This is a genomic window from Njordella calcicola (assembly GCF_056494125.1).
Map to the genome: position 1 here is coordinate 3872452 of NZ_CM151396.1, position 24841 is coordinate 3897292.

Genomic DNA, 24841 nt, shown 5'->3' on the forward strand with positions numbered 1-24841 from the left:
CTGCTGCCCAAGCATCCGGTGCGAGAAGTGTGAATTCCGAGGGACTTCGAAGTTCCAGCGTTGCGGGGAACAACAAATGCCAATGCGCGAAAGCTATTTCTAGCGCTACTGCTCAGCACGAACCTCGATCTCTGTCCATTGCTGTGCAGTATTTCACGACTGCCCTAACGACTTGGGACGTCATCCCTCGTGCGCAACGGATTGTGTTTCAAAGACATGAAGTTCCAATTCCCTTCGAGGGTTGTTCCTGGCAGTCGATCGCCTGTGTTTGGAAGAAATGAGAAGACCGACAAACCGATAGCTTCGGGATTGTTGACTGGCTGTGTGCTTAACTTCAGGCACACACCACTGGCTTTTTAGTTTCTTATACAAAATAGGTGAATCATGTTGACAAAACTCGCTGTTTTGGGCGCTCTCGCTCTTTCCGCAGTTTCCTACTCGGTAAATGGAAGTCAGCAAAGCACGAATGCAGCGTCTGAGGCCTCCGTTAGCGAACCTTCCTGCTGCATGAAAAATGCTTACTGCTGTGCGGTAGATCAACCTTGCTGCCCTCGCTAGATCGACAAGTACGGTCTGAGATTGAGTCCTGCTCGAAGCTTCCGAAGGCTTCGGGCAGTTTTCTCTTTTCGGCGGGAAGGAGTGAAGAATGATACCAACAGAGTCATCCAATGAGATGAATGGAAAAGCGGAGGATCGTGCATCACCGCTGACTAAAGAAGAATTGACGCTGTGGATTAGTCGTGCCAGCAACGGACATCGAGAGTCACAAAAGCACATTTACGAACTATTGGCAGCTAGGTGCTATCGAGTCATTCGAAAGATTGTTGGCGATAGTCATGCTGACGACGTAATGCAGGACTTCGTCATCCACTTGTTTTCGAGGCTTAGTCAGTTTCGTTTCGAATCGACGCTCGAAACATGGGCGCACCGAATGGCTGTGAATCAAAGCTTGCAGTACCTGCGAAAAATGAAACGAGAAGAACAGCGCATTCAAAAAGTCGCGGAGGCTGGAGAAGTGTCTTTCGATGTTAATGAAAAGATTCAAGCAGACGAAGATATTGAGGTGCTTGAGTTGGCTATGCAACAAATCACGGGTGAGCAGCGAGCGATTTTACACATGAAAGAAGTCGAAGGGCTTGGATACTCAGCGATCGCAAGCGTTCTGGGCATACCCGAAGGTACCGTTGGTTCACGACTAAACAAGGCTAGAAACGAATTGAGGACTTCTCTGATCCACTTGGGCTGGGAGGCATAAGAATGAATTGCGATATGGTTGCAGAGCACTTGTCGGCGTACATCGACCAAGAGCTCGACACCGCGGCTTGTCTCCAACTGGAGGAGCATGTTGAGCAATGCGATGCATGCCGTGGGCTGATGTCTGAATACCGCTCGATGGGCGTATTGATGCGACGTTCGGAGCGGATAGTCGATACGGAAGCAGTATGGGAACAAGTTTCTCGCAAACTTGAATCTCCTGTTGTGACACTTGCTTCGACAGAATTCCAATGGAGGGATTGGGCCAAGCGTTATGGCACTTCTATTTTGGCCGCGGCTGCTGGTGTTCTTATCCTGGTTTCGGCACTGCGCTATGCTGCGCCCGATAATCACGACACCGCTAATGCGTTGCACGATCATGCTGCCATGGCTGTAGATTTTGCCGAGGTATTCCGCTCAGCCAGAACGGAACCTCAGATCGCCTTGTCCAAACTGAGCGAGAAGTACGACGGCCGTGAACTAGGTACCGAAGAAGCTACGAAATATCTTGGTTATCAGCCGGCATTATTCAAGAGTGTTCCCGAGGGGTTCACACGTGTGTCAACACACGTTTTGAACATGCCATGCTGCAAATGCTCGGCAACCATTTGTGAGCGAAGCGACGGCACATCACTGATTGTTTTTGAACACAGAGATGAGCAACCTGTCTGGTTTGGCGACTCCCCGTCAATTGAGACGCAGTGCGCGGGCATGCCTTGCAAGATTATTGAGTCAGCTGGGCAACTAGCCGTTAGCTGGAGAAATCAAGATCGGCAAATGACGATCGTCGGCGCAGATGATCTGACTGAAGTGAATCACTGGGTAGCATCTCTGAAGTTGTAAGTTCCACTTCGATGAATTCGCTATCCCTTTCCAACTCCCTTGTTCCATAGAGGACCAAACCATGATCAAGAACAGTATTCTCGCTCTCCTTTTCGTTTTCACTGCGGCAGCATCAAGTTATGCGCAAACAGCAAAAGACGAAACGTCTGAGCAACGTCGCGAGCGTCTGCGGATAGCTGTGCAAGCGATATGTCCAGTGTCGGGCGAGTCCCTCACTGACCATGCCAAGCCGGTCAAGATGACGAATCCAGAAACCAAAGAGGTGCTTTATGTCTGTTGTGAAGCATGCCTAGAGGCGAAGCCGGATGCCAAGCACATTGAAAAGATCCGAACCAACTTCGCCAAAGCCCAAGGACACTGCTTGGTGATGACGGACAATGAAATCTCTGCCGATTCGAAGCACGGTATTGTCGATGGGCACTTTGTATACGTCTGTTGCCCGCCATGTGTAAAGAAGATGAAGGCCGAACCAGCCAAGTTCTTGTCCAAGCTTGATGACCTTTACGAAGCGTCGCTCAAGAAGTAACCGTCCGATTCTACTGTTTCAACTGAAGGTGTTTAGAAATGAAAAGATGGAACTTGTGTTGTTTGTTTATTCTGCCCCTAGCGGTGACCACTCTGGTCTTCCTTAGTGGCTGTAATCCGTCGCAATCGGACGAGACCGCAGATCAGACTGCACCACGCGTTGAGGGTGAAAAGGCTGGCGTTGCAAGCGATGAGAGATCTGCAACGAACTCAATTGCCGGCGACGCTGACAGTGAACATGGTCATATCCCGGGTGCTCACGGCGGCATCATGATTTCGCTGGGGAGAGACAGTTATCACGTGGAAGCGGTCATCGATTCAGCAGGTGCTGTTCGGCTTTACACGCTTGGCAAGGATGAGAGTCGAGTTATCGACGTGGAAAGCCAGACGTTGAAAGGGTTTGTCAAAGCCGAAGGGGACGCGGATTCCAAACCAATCTCGTTTGAGGCATCTCCACAGGACGGCGACAGCCCTGGGAAGACTTCGCTTTTCATGGGGCAACTGCCACAGGAGCTGGTGGGGCGCAAGCTGGATGTAACCATTCCAAACATTCGAATCGATGGCGAGCGATTTCGTCTGGGTTTTGTCTCTGGGCAGGAGAGCCATGATGAATCGTCCGACATGCCGGCTAAGGTCGCTAACGAAGCAGAACGAGAGTTGTATTTGACACCGGGCGGTCGGTACACCGTTGCGGACATCGAAGCCAATGGCAATATGACGGCTTCGCAAAAGTTCAAAGGGATGAAGTCGGAACATGACATGAAGCCAGAAGTCGGCGACATGCTGTGTCCTATCTCGGGAACAAAAGCGAATTCCAAATTTACGTGGATTATCGATGGTAAGCCTTACGAGTTCTGCTGCCCTCCGTGCGTCGACGAATTTTTGGCTTCCGCAAAAGAGTCAACGGACCCGCTGCCTGATCCAGATAGTTTCATCAAGAAGTAGGTTATGAATCTTCCATCACAAGCTCGATTCATCGCAGTGTTAATGCTTGCCCTGGCTACGTCGGCGGCTAGCGGCCACGAGGGACATCAACCGCTTCCCACCAAGGGTGTTCAAGTTGATACACAGAATGGTCAACTGACATTGTCAGCGCAAGCGCGGAATGCCATTGGACTTCAAGCGGAAGAACTTCTGGTAGGCACCGTTGCTTCCACGTTGACGGTCTATGCGGAGGCCGTTACACCGTGGCAAGCAAAGGCGTTCGGCTCGGCGCAGATCTCTGGTCGCATCGCCAAACTACTATCGCGTCCTGGGGACTTTGTGAAAAAGGACCAGATCATTGCCGAGTTGAGTAGCCGCGAATTGGAACTGCTCAAACTGGATTATCAGCAAGCAGTTAATGACGTAAGCCTTAATCAGCGTCTGCTTGACATGACAAGGCCAACTGCGTTGGCCGGAGCTGTGCCGATGCAACGTTTGCTGGAAATCGAAAACGCAGTTGAGCAGAGCCAGAACCGCGTGGAAGTCGCACGAATTCGCGCCCGTACTCTTGGCGTTTCTCCCGATGTCTTTCAAAACAGCGCATCTGGTTCGTTGAACTATCCCATTCGATCGCCTATCGCTGGCCAGATCCTTCACTCGGACCTTGCAGAGGGCAAGTACGTGGAGGCGTTGGAACACCTATTTGAAGTAGTTAATACCGATGAAGTTTGGGTTCGGCTTCAACTCTTGGAAAAGGATATTTTCAAGGCCAAAGTAGGCAACCGAGTGAAGGTCGAGTTCCCTGCGTCGTCGATCTCGGTAGAAGGCGTTATCGATCGAATGGATGCTGGTTTAGATTCCCAAACTCAAGTCAGTTCAGCGTGGATGACACTCGCAAACCAAACGATCATTCCTGGACTTGTTGGTCGGGGCACGATTTATACGTCAGAGCAAGATGAGAAACTCACCGTTCCGCAGCGGGCAGTGTACAGCGACGGGCTGCAGAATTATGTCTTTGTTGAAGAGGCATCGACTCGGACTTCCGCAGAGTACCGGAAGAAAACCATCCAGTTAGGTAAGCGTACTTTGGAGGCGCATAAGCAGATCGAGCCGATGGTCGAAGTACTCCAAGGCGACATTTATCCTGGTGACCGAGTGGTAGTAAAGGGAGGTCATGAGTTATCGAGTTTGTTCTTTCTTGGCGTCTTAAAGCTCTCTAGCAGTGACCAGCAACGTTTAGGGATACGGACCGAGCCAGCGAGTCACCGCGAAGTTGCTTCGACTACGCAACTCACTGCGTCCGTGACGTTGCCCCCAGAGAACCGAAGTGTACTTTCCTCTCAGTTAGACGGAACGGTCTATTCGCACAAACTGAACCCGGGGCGATACGTCGAGGCTGGTGAAATATTATTGGAGATTGCTTCGCCTGAATTTCACAAGCTCCAGCTCGACCTGATCAGCACGTCGCTTGACGCCGATCTCTCGCTTCGTCGCGCTGATCGGCTTGACGGCGTCAAAGGCGATGCGGTTTCACTACGCATCGTATTGGAAACGCGCTCGGAAGCGGACCAGTTAAAGGCGCGGGCCGAAAGCCTAAGGCGGCAGCTTTCTACGTTGGGATTACTTGAAAGCGAAATAGAATCAATCGTTAAAGAACGGCGAATCCTCAACTATCTTCCACTTCGCTCCAACATAGCAGGGCGCATTACCTCGTCCGTAGTCACATTAGGCGAAACCGTTTCCGCGAGCCAGCCTCTTGTCGAAATTCACAATCTCGAATCCGTATGGATTGAGGCGCATGTACGATCGCCCGAGACCCATTCTCTAAATGGAGAAGTGAATGGCATCGCCACGATACTTGCCAATCCTGACATTAGCTTTCCAGTCGTCGTTTCACGAATCGGTCCAACCGTAAACGAGTCGACCCGCACACAGAGGATATGGCTTACTCCAAAGTCTAACTCCAGTGTCCCGCAACTTCGCTCAGGCGCATTGATCACGGTCGTCTTGCCGATCGGAAGTCCGACATCGACTCTAGCGATCCCCTCATCCGCCATCCTTCGCGAGGGGATGCACTATTTCAGCTTTGTGCAAAAGGACGATGGATACGTTGATCGACGCCGACTAAAGATTGGTCGCTCTGATGGTGCGTACACGGAAATTGTTGACGGTATTGAAGCGGGTGAGTTGGTCGTAACCGTTGGTGGTCGTGAGTTACAGACGGCCTTTGCATCATTGAGGTAGCATCCTTGCTCGACAGCATCATTCGTTTCTCATTACATAACCGGGCGATCGTTGCGATTGCATCACTGCTCGTAATGCTAGTCGGAGCATCGTTGCTTCGGACCATGCCTGTCGATGTGTTTCCTGACCTTAATCGTCCCACGGTGACGATTATGACCGAAGCACCGGGCCTGGCTCCGGAAGAAGTCGAAGTGCTTGTGACGCGACCGATCGAATTACTCTTAAACGGAGCGACCGGAGTCAAACGCGTTCGATCGTCATCGGCCATTGGTCTTTCGATCATTTGGGTTGAATTTGACTGGGGAACCGACATCTTCATTGATCGACAGATCGTGAATGAGAAGTTGCAGCTAGCTCAATCAAAACTGCCGGCGGGCACCAACCCGACGCTCGCACCTATTTCATCCATCATGGGTGAAATCATGTTGCTCGCGCTTCGTAGCGATATTGAACCGAGCTCGAAGCTTGAGGCGGACGCGAAAGCAATGGAGCTGCGCACGCTGGGCGAGTTCACGGTGCGCAATCGACTCCTTGCCGTTGAAGGCGTATCGCAGGTTTCCGTGATGGGCGGAATTCTTAAGCAGTATCAAGTCCTCACCTCCCCTTCGAGGCTGGCGGCTCGCAATGTAACCCTTGCACAGCTAACGGACGCCACTGCGAAAGCTAATGTGCTTGCGGGTGGTGGTGTGATGGACCGCGGCGAAAAAGAATCGCTACTTCGTATCCAAGGCCAGTCGCTAACGCTCGATGAGGTCGCTTCCACTCCGATCCTTTGGCGTGAGCAAGTACCCATACGAATCGGCGATGTGGCCGATGTCAAACTGGGCGGACCGATTAAGCGCGGCGACGCTTCTGCGGTCGTGAAGATTGAGCCAGATGTAAATTTCGCCGTCGATCGAGCTGCGGAATATGCGCAGATGAACGATGGCGAGCACGAAGCAGCTAGCGATAGAGATCTCGCTGGACAACCACATGCTAGGCCGTACCGCGAGTTGAGAGGCGGTATGGCGGTAATGCTTACCGTGCAAAAGCAGCCCGACGCGGACACGATTAAGCTTGACCGAAGAATAAACGATGTGCTGGCTTCGGTTCAGCGTGAGTTGCCAGCGGACGTAAAGCTTGAATCCGAAATTTTTCGCCAAAGCCACTTCATTGAAGCGGCGGTTGACAACGTCAGTGAAGCAGTACGCGACGGCGCTATCTGGGTCATCGTGATTCTGTTTCTTTTGATGGGTAACTTTCGTACAAGCATCAGCTCATTGTCATCCATGCCGCTGTCAATATTGCTAACTGTCATCGTCTTTTACCTGTTCGGTATCACGATAAACACGATGACACTTGGCGGAATCGCCGTTGCCATCGGCGACTTGGTCGACGATTCGATTGTGGACGTTGAAAACATTTATCGTCGACTTCGCGAAAACAAGCAGTTGCCAACTGAAGCTCAGAAGCCTGCCTTGGATGTTATCTTCTCAGCATCGAGCGAGATTCGCAACTCGATTGTCTATGCAACTCTCATCGTCGTGTTGGTTGTGTTGCCGCTGTTCATGATGTCCGGAATCGAGGGGCGGTTGTTCGCACCGCTTGGTATTGCCTACATCGTCGCCTTACTATGCTCGTTGGTGGTCGCCTTAACCTTTACACCTGTACTGGCCAGTGTATTGCTGCCTCGCGCGCCATTCTTAGCCGACAGACGCGAACCATTAATTATGCGATGGTTGAAGTACTGGGACGAACGATTGCTGCGATGGACGCTTAGTCGTCCAAGGACAGTCCTCGCTGGAGTAAGCGTATTAGTGCTGCTCAGTTGCATGACCCTTCCTTGGATGGGCGGTGAGTTCTTGCCGCCATTCAATGAAGGAACAGCGACAATCAATCTACGACTTGAACCAGGAACTTCCCTAGGCGAGAGCCAGAGAATTGCTGGCCGCGTTGAAGATATCCTGCTTGAAGTGCCAGAGGTTCTCTCGGTTGCCCGCCGGACCGGACGTGCCGAGTTGGATGAGCATGCAGAAGGTGTGAACAACACGGAATTCGAAGTGCGATTCGCTCAACATAAGACCGAGAAAGTGGGATGGCACAATGCTGTCCTGCGAGCGATTCCGATCGCGCATCTTTGGAGCTTTGAATACCAGGGGCGAGCGCAGGAGTCGGTGATTGCGGACCTGCGCGATCGGATTTCAAGCATTCCGGGTGCGGCCGTCAACATCGGCCAGCCGATCTCCCATCGTTTAGATCACATGATGTCCGGCATTCGCGCTCAGATCGCGGTGAAGGTATTTGGTCCTGATCTGCGTGAGCTTCGCACCGCGGCATACGATATTCAGGCTCGGATGCAAGAGATTGACGGGGTCGTCGACCTGCAGATTGAGCCACAGATTGAGATTTCGCAACTGCAGATGCGAGTCAAGCGTGACGAGGCTTCACGATACGGTCTTACACCGGGTGACGTGGCGGAAGTATTGGAGACGGCTTTCAAAGGCAGAATTGTTTCACAGGTTATCGAAGAGGATAAGTACTTCGGCTTAGTGGTCTGGTATGACGAGGAGGCGCGCAAAGATCCAAACGTCATAGAAGAAACCATTCTTGAGACGCCTTCCGGAGCTAAGGTCGCACTTTCGCAAGTAGCCGAAATCTTGGATACGACCGGCCCCAATGTACTCAATCGTGAAAACGTTCAACGCCGAGTTGCCGTTTTCTGCAATGTCCAGGGGCGCGACTTGGCAAGTGTCGTACGCGATATCAAACTAGCACTCCAGCCGGTTGAACAATCTCTTCATGAGCTGCCAGGTGAGTACTATCTCGACTACAGTGGACAATTCGAAGCACAGCAGCAGGCCACGTACAGATTATGGGGATTTGCACTGCTGAGTATCGTCGGCGTCTACCTGCTGCTGATGAAAGCACTTGGCTCGCAGCGTTCTGCACTCCAGGTGATTGTGAACGTGCCATTAGCAGCGCTAGGCGCGATTGTTGCGCTCCTGATTGTGAATAGACCTGAAGCTTCTGAGTTCGTGGGCCAAGCTTGGTATCTCTGGCCAGGTATCTGGATTCAGGCGACCCATTTATCTTTGGCGCACTGGGTTGGATTCATCACGCTCATAGGCATTGTTAGTCGCAACGGCATCATGATGATCTCGCATTATCAACACTTGATGGAAGTTGATGGAATGCCATTTGGAAAGGAAATGATCATTCGCGGCAGCCTTGAACGCCTCGCGCCCGTAATGATGACAGCCATGACCAGCTTTGTAGGACTGCTTCCTTTGTTGTTCGGGTACGGCGAACCTGGCAAGGAGATCCTTTACCCGCTTTCCATTGTGTTGTTTGGCGGCATGATTGCATCAACCGTTCTAGACCAAATCGTCACTCCTGCACTTTTTTACCTTTTTGGCTCTGGGCTACCCGTGTCAGACCAAGTGAGTTCACCGAATGTTTAAGACTGCTTTGACAGCTCTTCTGATGTTGCTTCCCGCGTTCGTCTCTGGTTCCGAACCATTCACCATCATCTCGGGGAGCGGCGAGAGATCACCGAAACAACCCCAAGCGTGTGTTGACTCGAGGGGTGTCGCCCATGTCACATTCGGCGTTGGAGCTGACGTTTATTACTGCAGAACTGGAGTTGATGAAAAGCCCTCACCGCTCGTCGCCTTTCAGGTACCTAACATGTCTCTTGGAATGCGAAGAGGTCCTCGGATTGCTCATGCCGGCGACGCTATTGTCATCACTGCGATTGGAGGTCCGCAGGGCAAAGGTGCTGATGGAGACGTTTTGGCGTACCGCTCACTGGACGGCGGAAAGAGCTGGCTTGGCCCAGTGAAGGTCAACGACATTGAGGCCTCGGCGCGGGAGGGCCTGCACGCAATGACAGCCAGTGACGATGGAACATTGTGGTGCGTTTGGCTTGACCTTCGTGCGAAGCGGACTCAGCTCTTCGCATCTAAATCGATCGATCAAGGGGCCAGTTGGAGCAAGAATCAGTTGGTCTACCAATCTCCCGATGGAAGTATTTGTGAGTGCTGCCATCCATCGGTAGCGACCGAAGGCGATTCCGTGCATGTCTTGTTTCGAAACTCATTGAAGGGGAATCGTGATATGTATCTGGTTTCTTCAAACAATAAAGGCGAGACATTCGGCCTCGGAGAACGACTTGGAATCCAACATTGGAGCTTAAATGCTTGCCCAATGGACGGCGGCATGTTGGCGATCGCACCGAATGGCGAAGTTGTTACCGCTTGGCGTCGTGGCAACACTGTCTTCACGTCCATTGGAAAAGCCAAGTCGGATACCATGTTGGAAAACGGTGAACAACCTTGGATCGCAAGCAACCCGAGTGGGACTTATGTCGTTTGGCTCACCAAACGCGATGGCCAAGTTCGGCTGGCGAAGCTTGGAACTCCCAACTCGACAACTATTGCTGAAAACGCTCGAGATCCAATCGTCGCAGTTGGTGACGGCAATGAATCGCCAGTTTTCGTGTTTTGGGAGCAGCGAGCCGGCGACCGAGTATCTATCGAGTGCCAGTTAGTTCATTAGCATCGTTTCACTCGATCCATGCCAGTTGGCTCCCCGGTGACGAGAGTGTAGGAGCCGAAACATGCACGCGAATCGGGCTGCTTGCGAACGAGCTTTGCTTCCCAACTGTGGAAAGAAACGCAATGCAGTTCGTCGCATTGATCGGGTCGGCTCGTCAACGGGCTGGTGCAGACAGGCGGTGAATGATGGAACGGCGAATGGCGAACAAGCCGCTTTTTCCTATTGTTGCGAAAGTGAGTCGTCGTTATCATACCCGGAGAGGATGTTAACCCATAGTTAGAACCTCTTCGTGAAGAAACAGACCAAACGGGTCTCGAACTTCGTAAGTCCTTGCGTTGCAAGGCTTTACGAATTTCGAGCGCAGAGAGTATTGTTACGAAGAGGGTTGCGCTCGGGGAGCCTTTCAGAACAGTCTCGAAACTGGTCTGGTTTAGTTAACGAAGAAAGCCGAGGTCTCTACCTCGGCTTTTTTCGTTTAAATCCGTGGTTTTCGCGGGTTTCTTGTTAACCGCCACCCCGAACCGTTCGTCTCTTCCTGCCAGCTCAACGTCCAGGATCGCCCGTTTCCTGCTCTCCACCCCGTACAGGATAGCCGAATCTCTCGAACTCTCTGGGTTAACCGCGACAACCTGGTTAGCAAAAGTCAGTTTTGAGCCGTTGAAACTCAATCATTTGGAGGATTTCACCTCGAACCCAAGAACCGTCTAATGCTCGTTGGGCACCTTGTGCTCGGCCTAGTCCGCCCGATTCGCAATAAGCAATTCCAGAATCGGTAACCAAAGCTCAAGATAACTACTTTTCAGATGCGTTGGTGCCAGGTCCGGAATTCCATCGAGCGGAGAATGCAAGAGATGCACTGCCAGCCACAACCAGAGCGGTTCCGGTTAGAGTCGTTCCTGACAGCTCGGCTCCCTCAGCTATCACGCCGTAGAAGGCAAGAAGAGGTATTGTGGCGAAGTTCAGGACCGATGCAATTGTTGCCGACGTATATTTTATGGAGAGGGTAATCGCGTATTGTTTCAAGCAGAATGCAACACCTATTACTAAACAGATGAGAGCTTCTTCCAGACTCAAAGAGTGTGGAAATACAGCGACTGCTACTCCAAGTACGACCACACAATGCAAATTGTAGAAAGAGACTGTCGTTGCGACAGGCTCTGTCTTGTTCAAACCACGCACAACGACTGTTGTCAATGCGAAAAAGAAACCTGCGAGAATCGCAAAAAGGTAGCCTGGATTTGCATTCTTGAAAGCTAGCTCTGGAGCCAGAAGAACAACAATACCAGAAAAACCCGCAAGCACTCCGACCCAATCTAGGAAACGTACTGTCTCTCGCAAGACAAGGAGACATAGCAGTGGAACCAGCAAAGGTGCAGTGTTCAGCAGAAGTGAACAATCAACCTTCGGCGCGATCTTTAGAGATTGATAGTAGAACCAATAAATCATCAACCCGGCAGCGGCTCGGAGTACATGCAATCTGTATCGCGTAGTCACCAATTGTTTTGCCATCGTTTGCTCATGGCCAAGAATTCTTGACAATGCCACGCTCACGGCGAACGCTAACAGGCTTTGAACGAATAGCACCCAGTTTGTGGGCAGCTGTTTTTGGCTTGCAAGTACGATCGCAATAAAGGCGGAGCAAATCGCACTAAGTATTCCAAGCAATAGCCCTATTAGAACTTTTCGTCTTTGTATCATTTGATTCCTATCGGGATTTGCGATGTGAGTTCTTGGATTAACTGAGTCCCACGACCACTACAAGCTCTCTAACAAAATGCCATGAAACTCAAAGCCTATGCCACTCGACAAGAGTATGCCTGAATCGCCAGGCATAAGTGGATAAGAGTTCAGCCCAATCCATGGATCAGCGCCTCCCGCATGTCCATGATCTGTTGTTATCAACTGATCATTTGAAAGCCCAAGTGCTTGCTTGAGTTCTCCGAACAAGGCGATATCACCCTGATTGAGATAAACTCGCAGCGAGCCACCGCACTTCCGGTCTTTCATGAGTCTCTTCGTTATAGTTACCCAAGAATTGATGTAGCATTCCCGCAGAACCGGCTTGAGCGCAGTTGGTAAAGACCTGCACACAACTCCATTGTTGGCTTGATAGTAAGAACGCCAACGTCCTTGGGTGATACCGTAACAACTTACGATCTCTGGACCACGACTTTTGCCCTGGCCGACAATCACTGCTGCCGCTCCGTCCGCAAATCTCTGCAGTGGTAAATGAGATGGCTCAGAACTGACAATGGTTCTGGACATAAGGTCTGCCCCCACGACTAGAGACAGTCCATTCATTGCGGCAGCAGATGAGATTGCGATTGACATGGATGCGCATGCGGCAGTTACATCAAACGCAACGCATTGCAATCCAAGTTCATCTGCAATTGCAATTGCCGCACTAGGGAAGAATGGGCGGATACCGCTGCATGCGAAGATAAGACGATTTACATCTTCTTTTACGCAACCAAGTTGGCCCATAGCATGGCGAGCAACTATCGAGCCTAATCCGATTTCATCGAGCTCAGGCTCAATCAGCACTCCAAACTGATTTCGAATACTTCCCGCTCGGCAAGCGAGTGACAGTATTTTTGCACTCATGACTTTTCGCAATTCCTTTCTTCAATGACTACTCGCATCAATCGACGTCGTTCAGCACCTGCGTAGCCAGGTGCCGAATGCAGCACAACACGATTATCCCAGACAACAATGTCGCCTCTTGACCAACGATGCGCGATCGATGCCCGAGTAATCTTCTCAAGCAAGCTGTTGAACATCGGCGCGAAGTCCTTCGGTAAATCAAAGGATGTGTATAGCGGTGAGATTAACAGCGTCTTACCCGCGATGGGATGGTCGAAAAGCAATGGGTGTGAAGCCTTTGGTAGTTTGTCCAGTAGCTCCTGCACGGAAGATCCGATGTCCTTCGACGCGATTCGGTATGTGGGGCCAACGCTATGAGTAAGCCATACCTCTGCGATATGACCAATTTCTAAATCCGAAAGGCCAGTTAAGCCGGTTCGAGTATCGGCGAAAAGCGTTTCGCCACCAACGGTTGGTATGTCAATGCCCAAAAGCATCGTGAATTCCGGTGCAGCTTGTAAGAATGAGCTATCCTGGTGCCAGCCCTCCCCAAAGCTCTTTGGAGCCGCGGTAACCCCATCTCCCCAGTTGTCTAGAACAGTGATCTCCATGGGTAGCCCTGGAGTTTGGTACTTTCCAAGTGCGAACGGGACTGGGGCGCCAACTCTACGTGCAATTTCAACTAACTCAGCCGGTGATGGAAACACATCGTTTTTGACGCATACAACACCGGAGTTCGAGACGACCGTTGCTGACAGTTCATTTAGTTTGATGTACTTCATGATTGGATTTCCTTTCGGGGTTAAGCTGTAAGATCCACCAACAATAGGGCTAGGGATCGGACCTGATCAACACTGTGGGACGCAGAGATTGAGACTCGAATTCCACCAGCACCACGAGCGATGGTAGGAAAGTAGACTGGGGTCGTGATAAAGCCATTCTCGAGCAGTTTTCCCGCGACCGAGATCGCGGTCTCTGCATCGCGAAATGGGACAAGGCGAAATGCGATTTTGGAAGCGTGCTGTTCACAAGCGAGGCCATGCTTGATTACTGTTGAGTCAAAGCAGTGCAATCGCTTTTCGAGCTCCAACTGAAGTCCTCGCAGTGTGCTTGGATCAGCCAATAGCTTCATTGACGCCAAGATGGCGCCTTGTGCTGCAATGTCGATGTTGCAGCTAAAGCGGTCAGCGACTGAAGTTTTCAGCATGTCGCTGATAAACGCTTGCGACCCAACGGCAAAGCCACCTGCAGCGCCAAAGGCTTTGCCGAATGAACCTGTTACTACGACTCGATCCGAAATTTCCGCATCGGAAAGTTGCTCCATCGCCTCTCCGCGGCCGTCTTTGCCAAGCATGCCCACAGAATGAGCATCGTCTAACCAAACACGACCGTTCGGATTGCGGAACAGAAAATCCCTTATCGAAGCAAAGTCAGCGAAGCCACCCATAGAGTACAAGCCATCACCGACTAGCCAGACCGTTCGACTGCTGCTAGCGGCATATTCGTTTGCCAGTCGGACCGAGTTCTTGCAAACATGCATGTTCTGAGGCTTGCCGATTGCGGCCATAACAGTCGCATGCACGCGCGGATCGATGACGATATGTACATCGGCGTTCACGACCCCTGTTGAAACAGCCTGGTTTGCACTGAGGGTGGTGGGGTACAGGCGGGCGACTGAAGAAGGTCCTTTCAGTTCGGCAAGGCGCTGCGCAATTTCAGGAGCTAGCCATGTACCTGCTCGTGCCGATGCAATGCTTGAATGAACTGAACCGAAATCTGAAATAGCTTCGACTGCGGCCAGTCGAACTTCCGGTCGTTCGTTAACACCAAGCGGACAATTCGTTGCAAAATCAGCGACCCAACGTCCATCAATGAGCTCAATGTGCCGTCCTGGTTTGATTCGCCTGATAACAAACCGGTATAGCCCGAGCTCGATAGCTTGTTGGTCGTGGGTTGACGGCGACTCTTGAGGCGATTGACTGGAGGGCGCTTTGCAAGGCATTCGCTCTTTGGTACCGACGTCCATGACCTGCGAGTTTTTGTTGCTTGTATTCATTTTTTTTGTTCCTTTACGCTTGAATCTCGATGGCGATCGAAATCGCGGATCAGTCCTTTGTCGCAGCTGGGAAATGCGACATCACGTTGCTGAAGTGTAGGAAGCGAAAGTCACGTTGCAAGCACTGTGCAACGTTCGCTGAAACTCCGTGTTGCACAAAAACCGCATTGATTCGTCATGTTTTATGTGGTGCAATTGACAGATGCAACAATTGGGGAAACAATGCGTTTCACAGACGATGGCATCTGAAACGCGGTGGCGGACCGCCTCAACTAGGAGAAGTCAAATAATGGCAGCAAACGAAAAGGTTTCGCGAGAACTAATGATCCGTGCACTTGACCTGCACTGTGCAAAGAAAATCTCGACACTGGCAAGGGAGCAAGGAACTACGAAAAATCAGATTGTTCGAAGGCTCTTGAACGAAGTAACCAAGAACGACGAATTGCTGGCGGAGTTGTTTGCGGGCGATGGAACCGAGAGCCAGCTACGAAGGTTCACTAATCTATTGCCAGCCCTTTCTTGGGGAGACAACGCTTTCCAGAAACGCCAAAGCCTTGAAGTGCTGGACTTCTATTCTGCGATTCTGGGCGAAAGTTCCTACGATGTTTTTCCAGGTGTGATGCAGATAGCTCGATATCGTTGTGGGTTTGCCTCGCTGGACGTCGCGTTGGATTTCGAAAAGCAAGGCTTAATTGAATTGGAACCGGAACTGCTTTCCTTGTCCGATCGATTTGTATGTCTGGGACTAGCGTTCTTTCGATATTACGGGACCAATTGCGAGGCTTTGAATAAGCCGTGGCATGAAGGAATGTCCCACTACAACTTGGCATGCGCTTTTGCTCAGCGCGCTAGGCTTGCCGTCTACAGGTCAAAAATCAAGCAAGTCCATGATTTCGTTTCAAGTCAGTCAGATGAAATCATAACCGAAATCGATCATGAACTCGTCTGGTCCGCCCAAGGCCCCGTCACACATTGGCGAGTCGATTCAAATAACTTAACGCTTAGGATGGTGACGGAATGCAAGACCGAGTCGTTGACCGAGTTGCGTCGAATGTGTTTCACCAGAGCCAATCACCTTGCAACATGGATTGCAGATACCGAATCCGACCCTGATCTTGTGATTCTCAGAAAAGATGAGGAATTTAAGACTGAGTTTCAAAAGTGGGTATCCAATGCAAAAGCTGATTTGAACGTATCGGGAAACATCATCACCTCAAGTAAAGCCTTAATCGACTCAATTAAACTACGCCAGCCGGATATCGTTGCTTACCATCAAGCGGAGGAAAATCGTGCAAAACAAGGATAATGTTCTTAAACAACTCAGCAGAATCTATTGCTTCGAGAAATCTGGAGATGGATTTACGGCAGGCCTCTACTTGTTTGTATATGCAGAGCTGTTCTTGAAGCAACTTGTGGCAACAAGCGGCGGTAACAAGCTAATTAGTGCCGGTGGAGTATCTGCGTCTGCGGAGACGTGGGCTGTGGGGCTTTTAGTTCCAATGACATTGCTGATTGCAATGCTTGAGGTTCCGTCTGGGTACTTGGCTGACTGGCGGGGACCTCGATTTGCAGTAACCACTGCTTGGATTTTTCGATCCTTGTTCTTTGCAGTCTTCTACTGTGGACTTGCTTTGGCAACATCAGCTGATGCTGTCGTTGTGCTTGCTTATAGCGCGACGATTCCTTTCGCTATTGGCTATACACTTCGGTCCGGTGCAAATCAGACTTGGTTGCATTGGGCTCTAGCTCACCACGAATGTAGTTCGAAGGAAATTGAGGAATACCGCAATTCCATCAATAGCCGTTCTTGGAGTATGTACTGGATTGCGTCATTGGCCGGAAGTATGTTTTCCATACTTACTTACACAGTAAGTCCGTTTGTCGTTTTCGGAACTGGATTTGCTATCTGCGTCTCCGTTTCGGCTTATTTGCGACTTTACATGGCGAATTACGAAGCGAACGAGACGGATTCGGCTGAGTCAAACTCGTCAACAAGCAACGAAACTGTTCTTAGCCTTAATGGTTTCGATCACTGGCAGTTAGCTGCTCGTTGGATCACTATAATCGTTGTTGCTGGTGCAACGGGAATCTTTATGATTCTTGCCGATCTGGTAGATCACACATGGCTTATCGTCTGTAAATCTTACCTTCAGAGCGAAGTAACAGCCTATCACGAATCAATGCTTGTGCTTGCAACTGGCGTTGCTGCGATTATTGGAAGCGGGGCATCGGCTTGGGTCGATTCAAAGACCGAAAGCTACTCTAGTTTTCGGTCGGTACTCTTGTTCGCGATTGTTGCGGCACTATTTGGAGCTCCCCATGTATTGGTTGGGCAATATCCTGGGATTATGACACTAGTAGCATTCTTATTCATAAAGGAACTTGTTCGTGGTGCATTTGATGGACCCAAGGAAAATCTCATCAATGGTTTAATTCCATCCAAAAACAAGTATAGAGCGACGCTGATCTCTGGCGTCAATCAAGTGGGTAATCTCATGGTAGCGTGCGTCGCGATTTACTTTTTTGTTGCTGACAAGACACACGGTGAAGCGGGCCGGCTAATAGGAACCTGGGTAGCGTGCGGAGTAGCGCTAATTGTTTCGGCGTTTTGTGTTCTTGTGATTGCAATATGGGCCGCAGCAATCTACAAACCAACCGCGCGGACTAGAGAATCGGGCGATGAGCGTCGTCCTTAGAGGTTCCTGTTGTGACCGTATTCGTTGAATATTGCGATGATGGAGGAAGTCTGAGATTCAAGAAGTAAGCGACTGCTTCAATAGCTTCGTCCAAAAACGCCGCTGCTTCACCCAATCCGACATGATCGCAATTGTACGAACTTCGCGTTCGCGGAAGCGGGGGACGGGGTTGGTGGTTGGTTCGAGGTCGAGTATCGCTTGCTGGATGTCGGGGGCAAGGTTGGCGAGATTTAGGATCTGCGTTACGCGGGCACGGGTGATGCCAGCGGTACGTGCGATAACGGCTTGGTCTTTGACTTGGCCGGTGGCGAGGAGATGTTCAAGTCGAATAGCGAGCGCCATCAGTTTGGTGATGTGAGGAACCTTGGCCGGCGCACTTGGCATCTTAGGCTTGGGGACTCCGATTTGCTTTCGCCCACGCCCGCCTGTAGTCGTTTGGAAAGGTATCTTGCTGAGGGACTTTACTGTGGTTGGTTCTTGCATGATTCATGTACTTTCGTGGGTTCTTCGGCGAATGACTTCAGCCCCAGCGGACTGAGCGTAATGGACAAGGTGCTGTCGTTGGGATCGTGGTCGATGCGTGCTACCAACTGCGACATCAGTCGGCTGCGCTCGCCCATCGTAAGATGTTCCCATAGGCCTTGGAGATTCTTGATTGCCTTTTGAATCGTCTTGCGATCAGGAGTGCTGGCTTGGATCTTCGCGAGCTGCTCTTGCAAATCGGTGCGTCGCCGTAGGTCGCGAGTCTGTTGCTCTGTGAGCGATGCAAGCGAGTCAAGACGTTTGACTTCGCGAGCGTTGTCGCCAGTGGGAATCGAAATTGCTTCAATCGCTCGCTCGAGGTTGAACAAGCTTTCGTTCAGTAAGGACAACTCTTTCCGAAGAGTATCTCCTTTGTCGTTAAGTGACCTGCTAACGCGAAGGCTGGTTTCGTTGAGTAGCGCTTCGTCGATCGTCAGCGTTTGAAGTTGTGCCACTACAAAACGTTCGACCTCCTCCGCCGGCAATGATGGCCTTGGGCAAGTCTTATGACCGCGCTTGGTTGCCTTGTTACAGACGTAGTAGCGATATCTCTTGCCGCGCCCGCTGCCCCCGCTAGTCGAATGCGTCATCATGGAATCGCAGGCTGAGCAACGCAGCAATCCAACGAGCACTCCGGGTGACTTGCCGTGGATGCGGTCGCCCAAGCTGACACGGTTGGCATTGAGCTTCTTCTTCACCGCTGCAAACACCTCAGGATCGACGATGGCTCGGTGCTCGCCCTCGTACATTTCATTATGGTATGTGACCTTGCCGATATAGATCGGATTAGTCAACAAATTATGGAGCGTGGTTTTATAGAACGGACCACCGCCGAGTTGCTTGTCTGTCTTAGTAACCCAACTCTTTGCTCGCCAACCTCGGGCTTGGATCGCTTCGAGAGTTCCAAGGAGCCCCTCACATTCAAGATAGAGCTCGAAGATCTGACGAACTCTTTCTGCTTCCAGTTCGTTGACGATCAGCTTCTTGGTTGCTCGATCGACGTCGTAACCCAGAATTGGCCGGCCACCGATGTACTTGCCTTTGCGTCTGGCGGCCGACATCTTGTCGCGAGTTCGTTCGCTGATGATCTCGCGTTCGAACTGAGCGAAAGACAATAGGATGTTCAGCGTCAATCGCCCCATGCTGGATGTTGTATTGAACTGCTGTGTGACCGATACGAAGGATACACCGGTCTTGTCGAGTGTATCCATGATCTTGGAAAAATCCATCAGCGAGCGACTAAGTCGATCGACCTTGTATACTACGATGCAATCGATCATGCCGGCCTTGATATCGTCCAGCAATTGCTTCAGCGCAGGGCGTTCCATGTTGCCACCCGTAAAGCCGCCATCGTCGTATAGTTTGTCGATCTCTACCCAACCTTCATGGCGCTGGCTGGCAATGTACGAAGAGCATGACTCGCGCTGGGCGTCGAGCGAATTGAACTCTTGCTCCAAGCCCTCAGTCGTGGATTTGCGAGTGTAGATCGCACAACGAATCTCTTTGCTTCGTCTGTTGGTGTCGATCATTGGGCGAGCTCCTTGTTACAGTTGAGTCCAAAGAAGGTGAATCCATTAACATGCGACCCGGAGATTGCTTTTGCTACGGCTGAAAGCGTGCTGTATGTAGTACCGTTGAACTCAAAGTTATCCTCGCCAACATAGACCGCTAGTTTCTTGCCCTTATAGGTTTTATACAAATTTGCTCCAGCGGCCGGCAATCGAGGATCGCGTGTTGCGTCGATGACGGTCGTTTGATCACACGCGAGCGAAATCTGATTGGTAAACTCCAGAGGTGGGCGTTTGCGCAGATCGGCATCATCAGCCATTTCAAGAGCACGTTGTCGAACTCGCTCCGGTAGACCGCCTTGTTCGTTCGCTTGCAATCGCCAAGCAATCTTCTTGATCATCCATTCACGATTGCGACTACGTGGTGGCTCGAGACAAACAGTCTCGAAGTATTCTTGAAGTTCAGCGGTCGTCATCTTCTTCATGCTGACGACCTCCAGCTTGATGTTTAGGGTCATACGTCTCTCCGTGGTTAATGGTCTTGGTGTTCGTTTCTCGCGGCGCGTTTACCGCCGGTCACAGAGAGCGGTCAGTGCGCGAGGAACTCAAGCCGTCCTGCCGAGAATTTGGAGAGTTAAACGAGTTGTCTGACGGTGACCGTTCCAACAAGAAGCGAATGACCCCGTTAGCCAGGATGTCGACGATCTCATTTTGCTGCTCTGTTAACTCAGTATCCAGTGTTGACTGCATCAAGGGAAAATCTCCGAATTTGTATGCCGGTTCGATAGTCAGCGTGGTTAACGCTCTCTATCCCCTGAACTACTCGGCACAAGCTGGAATTGGCGGAATCCGATCGCAAAATCTCACAAAGAAAAAAAGTTAGATTTTGGAAATGCGTGTGACCACACGTGTCAAAACAGGCCTCAATATTGATCGCAATGTTTGTAACACAATCTATAGGAGACATCGAGAATGACCGGAACCGGAGCTAATCCCCGCGCGGTACAAAAAGTATGCAACAAGAAAAACGTTGAGATTCGGTGCTTAGAACACTGCGATGGACCACAAGTGGGGTACTCTTATGGCTTCGTTAAGTCCGTCAGATACCGTTCGCGAGAAGTGTTGACGAGCTGGTAAAACAGGTTGTGCGCAGCAGCAACCGCAAGATTCTATTCCACGATTGGTCGCTTCCACTTTTCAAGCAGCCGCTCGATACGACTTTAGATGACCACCAAGCTCTTCATCACAAATGAGCTTGTGTTTGTTTAAGTCGATCGGCTCACTTGGAATAACTGTTCTTACCGGTGGTAGGTGATCTCGAGCACTGTGGCAACGTCGTTCGTTGTACCAGTTTTGCATAACTCGAAGAATGTGATCGAGATGTGAGTTACTCACGATGCAAAAGCCATTTAGAACTTCATGCTTTATGGTCTGGATCACTCGTTCGACGTGAGCTTGTAGGTTGGGCGACATGGGAGTTATTGGCTTTACTTCACAATCGATACTCTTAAACACTGCATCGAAGGCTGCTACATATTTCTTATCGTTGTCTCGTCCCAGGATCGTGCAAGGTAGCTTCTCTTCGTCTATGTGAATTGCAAAGTTCCGAGCCTGCTGGCTCGTCCATTGTGCGTCAGGATGCTCTGTACACGGAGAGATCCAGATGCGTCTGCTTCCAATGTGAATGAAGACTAAGAAGTAGACGTCCACCATGCCTTTGATGGTCCACTTCTTCTTGCAAGCGAAGTCGCATTGCCATAGCGTCGCTGCATGCCTCTTGAGGAAGTCACACCATGAGTCCGGATGATCGTGTGGCTGAGGGCCTAGGTCAGCCTCCATCAGCACATTCTTGACTGTCTGTCTGGAGATGCAATGGCCCAAGCGACGCATTGCTTGGACAATCTTTGTGTAACCCCATCCGGTTTCTTTGCGGATGCGGATGATCGCTTCGCTGATGCTCTCATCAAGACGCGGGCGGCCTGGATTAGCAGAATCCTTCTTAGGCCGCTTGTCACTGGACTCTTCCATCTGACGAACCCAACGGCGAAAGGTCGAGTAGCTGACAATGGTGATCAGATCCTTAATCCGTGCGCCCAGTTTCTTTCCATGCTTGAGAAGTGTTCGACGCTCCTGATTACTAAGGCTGATACGCTTGGGTAGTTTACTGCGTAGCATTTGATTCTCCGCTTTGAGATAGGAAACTTGCCGGGCAAGTTCTTGCCGTGTTAGTGAAGCAAGGAGTGTCAAAAGAGGATGAACGATATTGGCCATGCGAACTGCGAAATCCCATCGAACCGTTAAGAATCTGAAGTGGCAGGGTTTTTGTACCCCGCTACGTCGATGAGAATTACAAACGCTCGAAGCATCTGCAAGTCAGGATCAAGCTCTGTGTTCCAAGTCATTTAATGTGGAATGCTACAACTGTCAGAGTTGGAATGGTCGGTACCAGGACGACACTGATACAGGCTCGCGGCACGAGCTGGAATTAGTTCAAACTCGCCCTTTTATGCTTCTAACTTGCAATCGATGCCATAGGTAATCGCAGGGCTGTTGAATCGGCTGTTAACATTCCGAAGACAAAGATGCGGGAGTACCTTTCCGGTCTCCAACCCCTTAAGTCATTTTGCGGCAAGAGGATAAGCTCGAAAACCACCATCTGCAGAAAACCTTAGACACAAAAACCGCGAGGGCGACTGTTAAGCAGATTTTCCGTAGCGCGGCATACCCAATCCGATCTACCGAATCGGTCGCGAACTCATCCGATCCCATAAAATAAAGGGTCTAAACAGAGAACTGTACAAAGAAGGTCCATTTTTAGGGTCTGTACGGGGAGCCTTTGTTCAAGAAGCCCGGATGGTCGAGGCCGCAGAATCGACTCAGCTTATCTTGGGTTTTGCTTTGGTCGGTTGGCTATGTTTGGTTTAATAAGTCGTGGTTTAACCCAACAACTCTTAGATCACGAATCTTGGATCTTGTTGCTTCCGTCCTCATTGGCTCTGCAGCGTGCTGGATTGCGTCGTGTTTGAAGTGGTGAGATTACTTTGACCGGTTGTAGCAGTCTGAAAGAAGTATTTGCGGTTGTCGGTATCGAAGAAGCAGCACATGGTCTTGAATTTACCGAGGTCCAGAGCGAGAATGAACATAGTTAGCAAGTCCGTAGGGTTTGGGGTTGGCAGAATGTGACAGTGGTTGAGTTAACGCGACCCGAGATCACGGGCCCGAGCCGCCAGATTTTAATCGAATGGCTCCCACCCCAAACCCGCGACTTACATAGATTCTTTCGCCTACGGAAACAGCGTGATGAAACTTTTGTCATTGATTCTGCTCTTGGCGACGACGTGCATCAGCATCGCGCAGGAGCCGCATGTGCCTCCCGGAACCGATGTACCAAAGCACTATAAGAAATTTCAGGGCGATTGGGTTGTCGTTTCCCAATCTGATTCTTCGGGAGAAATTGAAACGCCAACGGAACTACTTGTGACGATTACCGGACAACGAATGACCGTAAATGGTCCCGGCGTGTCGAACGACCTGCCACAGCCTCTTGAATTCGCGATTCCCAAGACGCTTGAGGAAAATCCATATAGACAGCTGCGAAAACGCGGCGCGCGGAACTTGGACAAGATTGTTGATGTTGAAAACCAAATAACCTTGTTTTGGTTTGTTGGGATCTACAAACTTCAAGATGACGAGTTTCAAGTCGCGCTCAAGTACTGTGGCCAAGGACTTGAAGGTCAGCATTTTCGCGACTTCATGCCGCCATCATCATTTAATGCAAAACAAATGGACGACGAGGTCCGACTGACCCTACGACGAAAGAAGAAATAGGCGAACAAAGCCGTGAACCGGAGCACGCGATCCGGCGTTTTTGACATGGTGGCCGAACTGGCGCGTGCCGGGTGATGGCCGTCGTTCGTCTACTGAGGTGATGATTGAAGAGATTCGTATTCACGACCGGACTCAATCTGTCAATTAACATTGATGGACGAGTTGCAAAACTTGAACGTTCCTCGTGGAAACAGCAACTCTCCAGTCGCTGTTGCTATAGATTCAACTTCGAAGACGATATCACGGTTTCAGTCGGAAGTTCTGGAAATGGTTACTACCTTGAATCCACTTCAGGAATTACAGGCAAGACTTGGCAAACAACACCTGGGTCCTTCACGAAACGTACCGAAGTTGCTCACTATATGTTCAAACTTAACTCAACCTGCTACATTCTGAGGCCAATTTACGCCAATGCGAAGGGATGGGCTTGCCCTATCCGCTTGAACGTACATGAAGATAGAGAGCCGATTACGAGGAAGATCGCTACTTACATGCCCGTACCACGCTCGGATGCCGTTCGTGGTTGTATCAATGATAGATTGTTACCCCATGTTAACGAACTTGTGACTGCACTATTCGTGATATCATATGGAAACGGCGAGTAAGGTACTCTGGACGAACAATGCGATCGAGATAGGAGCCCGGTTACCCGGGACCCCTCTCACACCACCGGACATGCGGGTCCGCATCCGGCGGTTCGAATCTCGCTGGTAAACGCGGTATCGGAGGTGCAGAGCGAGTTGGCGGCGGGTGACATTGGAGGTGGCATCCGCTCGCGTCGGTCTGGTTCCTACACTGAGCTTAAGGCTGGCTTTGCCGTGGCCGCCGATTCCGATTGATCTCGACTGAGACTCCAAAGAGCACGTGGCTTCAATCCTCCGTTTCCGATTTGCCTTTGCGTTCTCAAGCACGCTCGGCTAGAGCGACCGGCCTCTATGCGGTTTCTGGATAGTTGTTTTCTGAGCACTTCGTTTACGACCTCGCAGGTCTTGGCGAGAAACCATCCGAGTGGGGTAGGTGACGCACTGATGGCGGTCGACAGACTCGGCGCTTACCCATGGTTTCGCAGGCTTCCTTCCCACGCCCGGTCGCCCGAGTCGCAGTTTCCTTCGCCTCGTGTCTGTTTCTTACGAGCTATTCATTTGGTATACTGACTCCTGTAAGAGTATCGGAACTAAACACAGGGGACTAGGAACTCTCGCGAGTTCCGCACCCCATAAACTCACGCCCATGTTGGGCGCACGTGCAAACGGGGCCGCCGATCGCGTCGTTCGCGAAGTCAATGTTTATTGGCGGCGGCCCGGTCAACGCAAACGTTCTGT

Annotated in this window: 18 protein-coding genes; 10 read left to right on the forward strand and 8 right to left on the reverse strand. The window is 50.8% G+C overall.

The features are described from left to right. Positions 1 to 646 precede the first annotated feature (646 nt). The 7 genes from SH302x_RS15150 (at position 647) to SH302x_RS15180 (ending at position 10326) form a co-directional block, all read left to right on the forward strand. Positions 647 to 1255 carry an RNA polymerase sigma factor gene (locus SH302x_RS15150; RefSeq protein WP_479363237.1) on the forward strand — a complete coding sequence of 203 codons (609 nt, stop codon included), beginning with the start codon at positions 647 to 649 and terminating at the stop codon, positions 1253 to 1255. Between the two features lie 2 nt (positions 1256 to 1257). Further along, a complete protein-coding gene (locus tag SH302x_RS15155) occupies positions 1258 to 2097 on the forward strand; it encodes a zf-HC2 domain-containing protein (RefSeq protein WP_479358195.1) in 840 nt (279 codons plus the stop codon). A 61-nt stretch (positions 2098 to 2158) separates the two neighbouring features. Further along, entirely contained in the window at positions 2159 to 2623 is a 465-nt protein-coding gene (locus SH302x_RS15160; RefSeq protein ID WP_146675860.1) for a hypothetical protein, read from the forward strand. A gap of 38 nt (positions 2624 to 2661) precedes the next feature. Continuing rightward, a complete protein-coding gene (locus SH302x_RS15165) occupies positions 2662 to 3567 on the forward strand; it encodes a hypothetical protein (RefSeq protein ID WP_146675859.1) in 906 nt (301 codons plus the stop codon). 3 nt (positions 3568 to 3570) lie between these two features. After that, on the forward strand, positions 3571 to 5790 hold the full coding sequence (locus tag SH302x_RS15170; protein WP_479358196.1) for an efflux RND transporter periplasmic adaptor subunit: 2220 nt from the start codon (positions 3571 to 3573) through the stop codon (positions 5788 to 5790). A 5-nt stretch (positions 5791 to 5795) separates the two neighbouring features. After that, a complete protein-coding gene (locus SH302x_RS15175) occupies positions 5796 to 9230 on the forward strand; it encodes an efflux RND transporter permease subunit (protein WP_479363238.1) in 3435 nt (1144 codons plus the stop codon). A 226-nt stretch (positions 9231 to 9456) separates the two neighbouring features. Then, entirely contained in the window at positions 9457 to 10326 is an 870-nt protein-coding gene (locus tag SH302x_RS15180; protein ID WP_479363239.1) for a sialidase family protein, read from the forward strand. Between the two features lie 792 nt (positions 10327 to 11118). On the opposite strand, the gene SH302x_RS15185 is transcribed toward SH302x_RS15180, so the two are convergent. The 4 genes from SH302x_RS15185 to SH302x_RS15200 are packed head-to-tail and all read right to left on the reverse strand — an operon-like array spanning position 11119 to position 14965. Then, positions 11119 to 12024 (reverse strand): DMT family transporter, encoded by a 906-nt coding sequence (locus SH302x_RS15185; protein ID WP_479363240.1) that lies wholly within the window; start codon positions 12022 to 12024, stop codon positions 11119 to 11121. A gap of 57 nt (positions 12025 to 12081) precedes the next feature. Next, positions 12082 to 12930: a hypothetical protein gene (locus SH302x_RS15190; RefSeq protein ID WP_479363241.1), complete on the reverse strand. Its 849-nt coding sequence runs from the start codon at positions 12928 to 12930 to the stop codon at positions 12082 to 12084. Next, the gene (locus SH302x_RS15195) at positions 12927 to 13691 is read right to left on the reverse strand and encodes a TauD/TfdA dioxygenase family protein (protein WP_479363242.1); all 765 of its coding nucleotides are present in this window, start codon (positions 13689 to 13691) and stop codon (positions 12927 to 12929) included. The genes SH302x_RS15190 and SH302x_RS15195 overlap by 4 nt, the downstream gene beginning before the upstream one ends. 20 nt (positions 13692 to 13711) lie before the next feature. Continuing rightward, positions 13712 to 14965, reverse strand: a complete 1254-nt coding sequence (locus SH302x_RS15200) for an aminotransferase class I/II-fold pyridoxal phosphate-dependent enzyme (protein WP_479363243.1) — start codon at positions 14963 to 14965, stop codon at positions 13712 to 13714. A gap of 289 nt (positions 14966 to 15254) precedes the next feature. Between SH302x_RS15200 and SH302x_RS15205 the strand changes: the two genes are divergently transcribed. Beyond that, positions 15255 to 16271, forward strand: a complete 1017-nt coding sequence (locus SH302x_RS15205; protein WP_479363244.1) for a hypothetical protein — start codon at positions 15255 to 15257, stop codon at positions 16269 to 16271. Next, positions 16255 to 17661, forward strand: a complete 1407-nt coding sequence (locus SH302x_RS15210) for a hypothetical protein (RefSeq protein WP_479363245.1) — start codon at positions 16255 to 16257, stop codon at positions 17659 to 17661. Before SH302x_RS15205 ends, SH302x_RS15210 begins: the two co-directional genes overlap by 17 nt. 57 nt (positions 17662 to 17718) lie before the next feature. On the opposite strand, the gene SH302x_RS15215 is transcribed toward SH302x_RS15210, so the two are convergent. From SH302x_RS15215 to SH302x_RS15230, 4 genes are all read right to left on the reverse strand, one after another. Then, positions 17719 to 18144 (reverse strand): hypothetical protein, encoded by a 426-nt coding sequence (locus SH302x_RS15215; protein WP_479363246.1) that lies wholly within the window; start codon positions 18142 to 18144, stop codon positions 17719 to 17721. Beyond that, positions 18123 to 19712, reverse strand: coding sequence for a recombinase family protein (locus SH302x_RS15220; protein ID WP_479363247.1), 1590 nt, complete (start codon positions 19710 to 19712; stop codon positions 18123 to 18125). Before SH302x_RS15220 ends, SH302x_RS15215 begins: the two co-directional genes overlap by 22 nt. Beyond that, positions 19709 to 20209, reverse strand: coding sequence for a DUF2924 domain-containing protein (locus SH302x_RS15225; protein WP_479363248.1), 501 nt, complete (start codon positions 20207 to 20209; stop codon positions 19709 to 19711). Before SH302x_RS15225 ends, SH302x_RS15220 begins: the two co-directional genes overlap by 4 nt. Positions 20210 to 20888: 679 nt before the next feature. After that, complete coding sequence (locus SH302x_RS15230) at positions 20889 to 21866, reverse strand: integrase core domain-containing protein (protein WP_479363249.1); 978 nt, start codon at positions 21864 to 21866, stop codon at positions 20889 to 20891. Between the two features lie 1125 nt (positions 21867 to 22991). Here SH302x_RS15230 and SH302x_RS15235 point away from each other — a divergent pair. Next, positions 22992 to 23519, forward strand: a complete 528-nt coding sequence (locus tag SH302x_RS15235; protein WP_479363250.1) for a hypothetical protein — start codon at positions 22992 to 22994, stop codon at positions 23517 to 23519. The last annotated feature ends 1322 nt before the right edge of the window (positions 23520 to 24841 follow it).

Bases quoted from the DNA above. Each gene is read 5' to 3' on its own strand.
- SH302x_RS15150 (WP_479363237.1), top strand. From the start codon at position 647: ATGATACCAACAGAGTCATCCAATGAGATGAATGGAAAAGCGGAGGAT.
- SH302x_RS15155 (WP_479358195.1), top strand. From the start codon at position 1,258: ATGAATTGCGATATGGTTGCAGAGCACTTGTCGGCGTACATCGACCAA.
- SH302x_RS15160 (WP_146675860.1), top strand. From the start codon at position 2,159: ATGATCAAGAACAGTATTCTCGCTCTCCTTTTCGTTTTCACTGCGGCA.
- SH302x_RS15165 (WP_146675859.1), top strand. From the start codon at position 2,662: ATGAAAAGATGGAACTTGTGTTGTTTGTTTATTCTGCCCCTAGCGGTG.
- SH302x_RS15170 (WP_479358196.1), top strand. From the start codon at position 3,571: ATGAATCTTCCATCACAAGCTCGATTCATCGCAGTGTTAATGCTTGCC.
- SH302x_RS15180 (WP_479363239.1), top strand. From the start codon at position 9,457: ATGTCTCTTGGAATGCGAAGAGGTCCTCGGATTGCTCATGCCGGCGAC.
- SH302x_RS15185 (WP_479363240.1), bottom strand. From the start codon at position 12,024: ATGATACAAAGACGAAAAGTTCTAATAGGGCTATTGCTTGGAATACTT.
- SH302x_RS15190 (WP_479363241.1), bottom strand. From the start codon at position 12,930: ATGAGTGCAAAAATACTGTCACTCGCTTGCCGAGCGGGAAGTATTCGA.
- SH302x_RS15195 (WP_479363242.1), bottom strand. From the start codon at position 13,691: ATGAAGTACATCAAACTAAATGAACTGTCAGCAACGGTCGTCTCGAAC.
- SH302x_RS15200 (WP_479363243.1), bottom strand. From the start codon at position 14,965: ATGAATACAAGCAACAAAAACTCGCAGGTCATGGACGTCGGTACCAAA.
- SH302x_RS15205 (WP_479363244.1), top strand. From the start codon at position 15,255: ATGGCAGCAAACGAAAAGGTTTCGCGAGAACTAATGATCCGTGCACTT.
- SH302x_RS15215 (WP_479363246.1), bottom strand. From the start codon at position 18,144: ATGCAAGAACCAACCACAGTAAAGTCCCTCAGCAAGATACCTTTCCAA.
- SH302x_RS15220 (WP_479363247.1), bottom strand. From the start codon at position 19,712: ATGATCGACACCAACAGACGAAGCAAAGAGATTCGTTGTGCGATCTAC.
- SH302x_RS15225 (WP_479363248.1), bottom strand. From the start codon at position 20,209: ATGACCCTAAACATCAAGCTGGAGGTCGTCAGCATGAAGAAGATGACG.
- SH302x_RS15230 (WP_479363249.1), bottom strand. From the start codon at position 21,866: ATGCTACGCAGTAAACTACCCAAGCGTATCAGCCTTAGTAATCAGGAG.
- SH302x_RS15235 (WP_479363250.1), top strand. From the start codon at position 22,992: ATGAAACTTTTGTCATTGATTCTGCTCTTGGCGACGACGTGCATCAGC.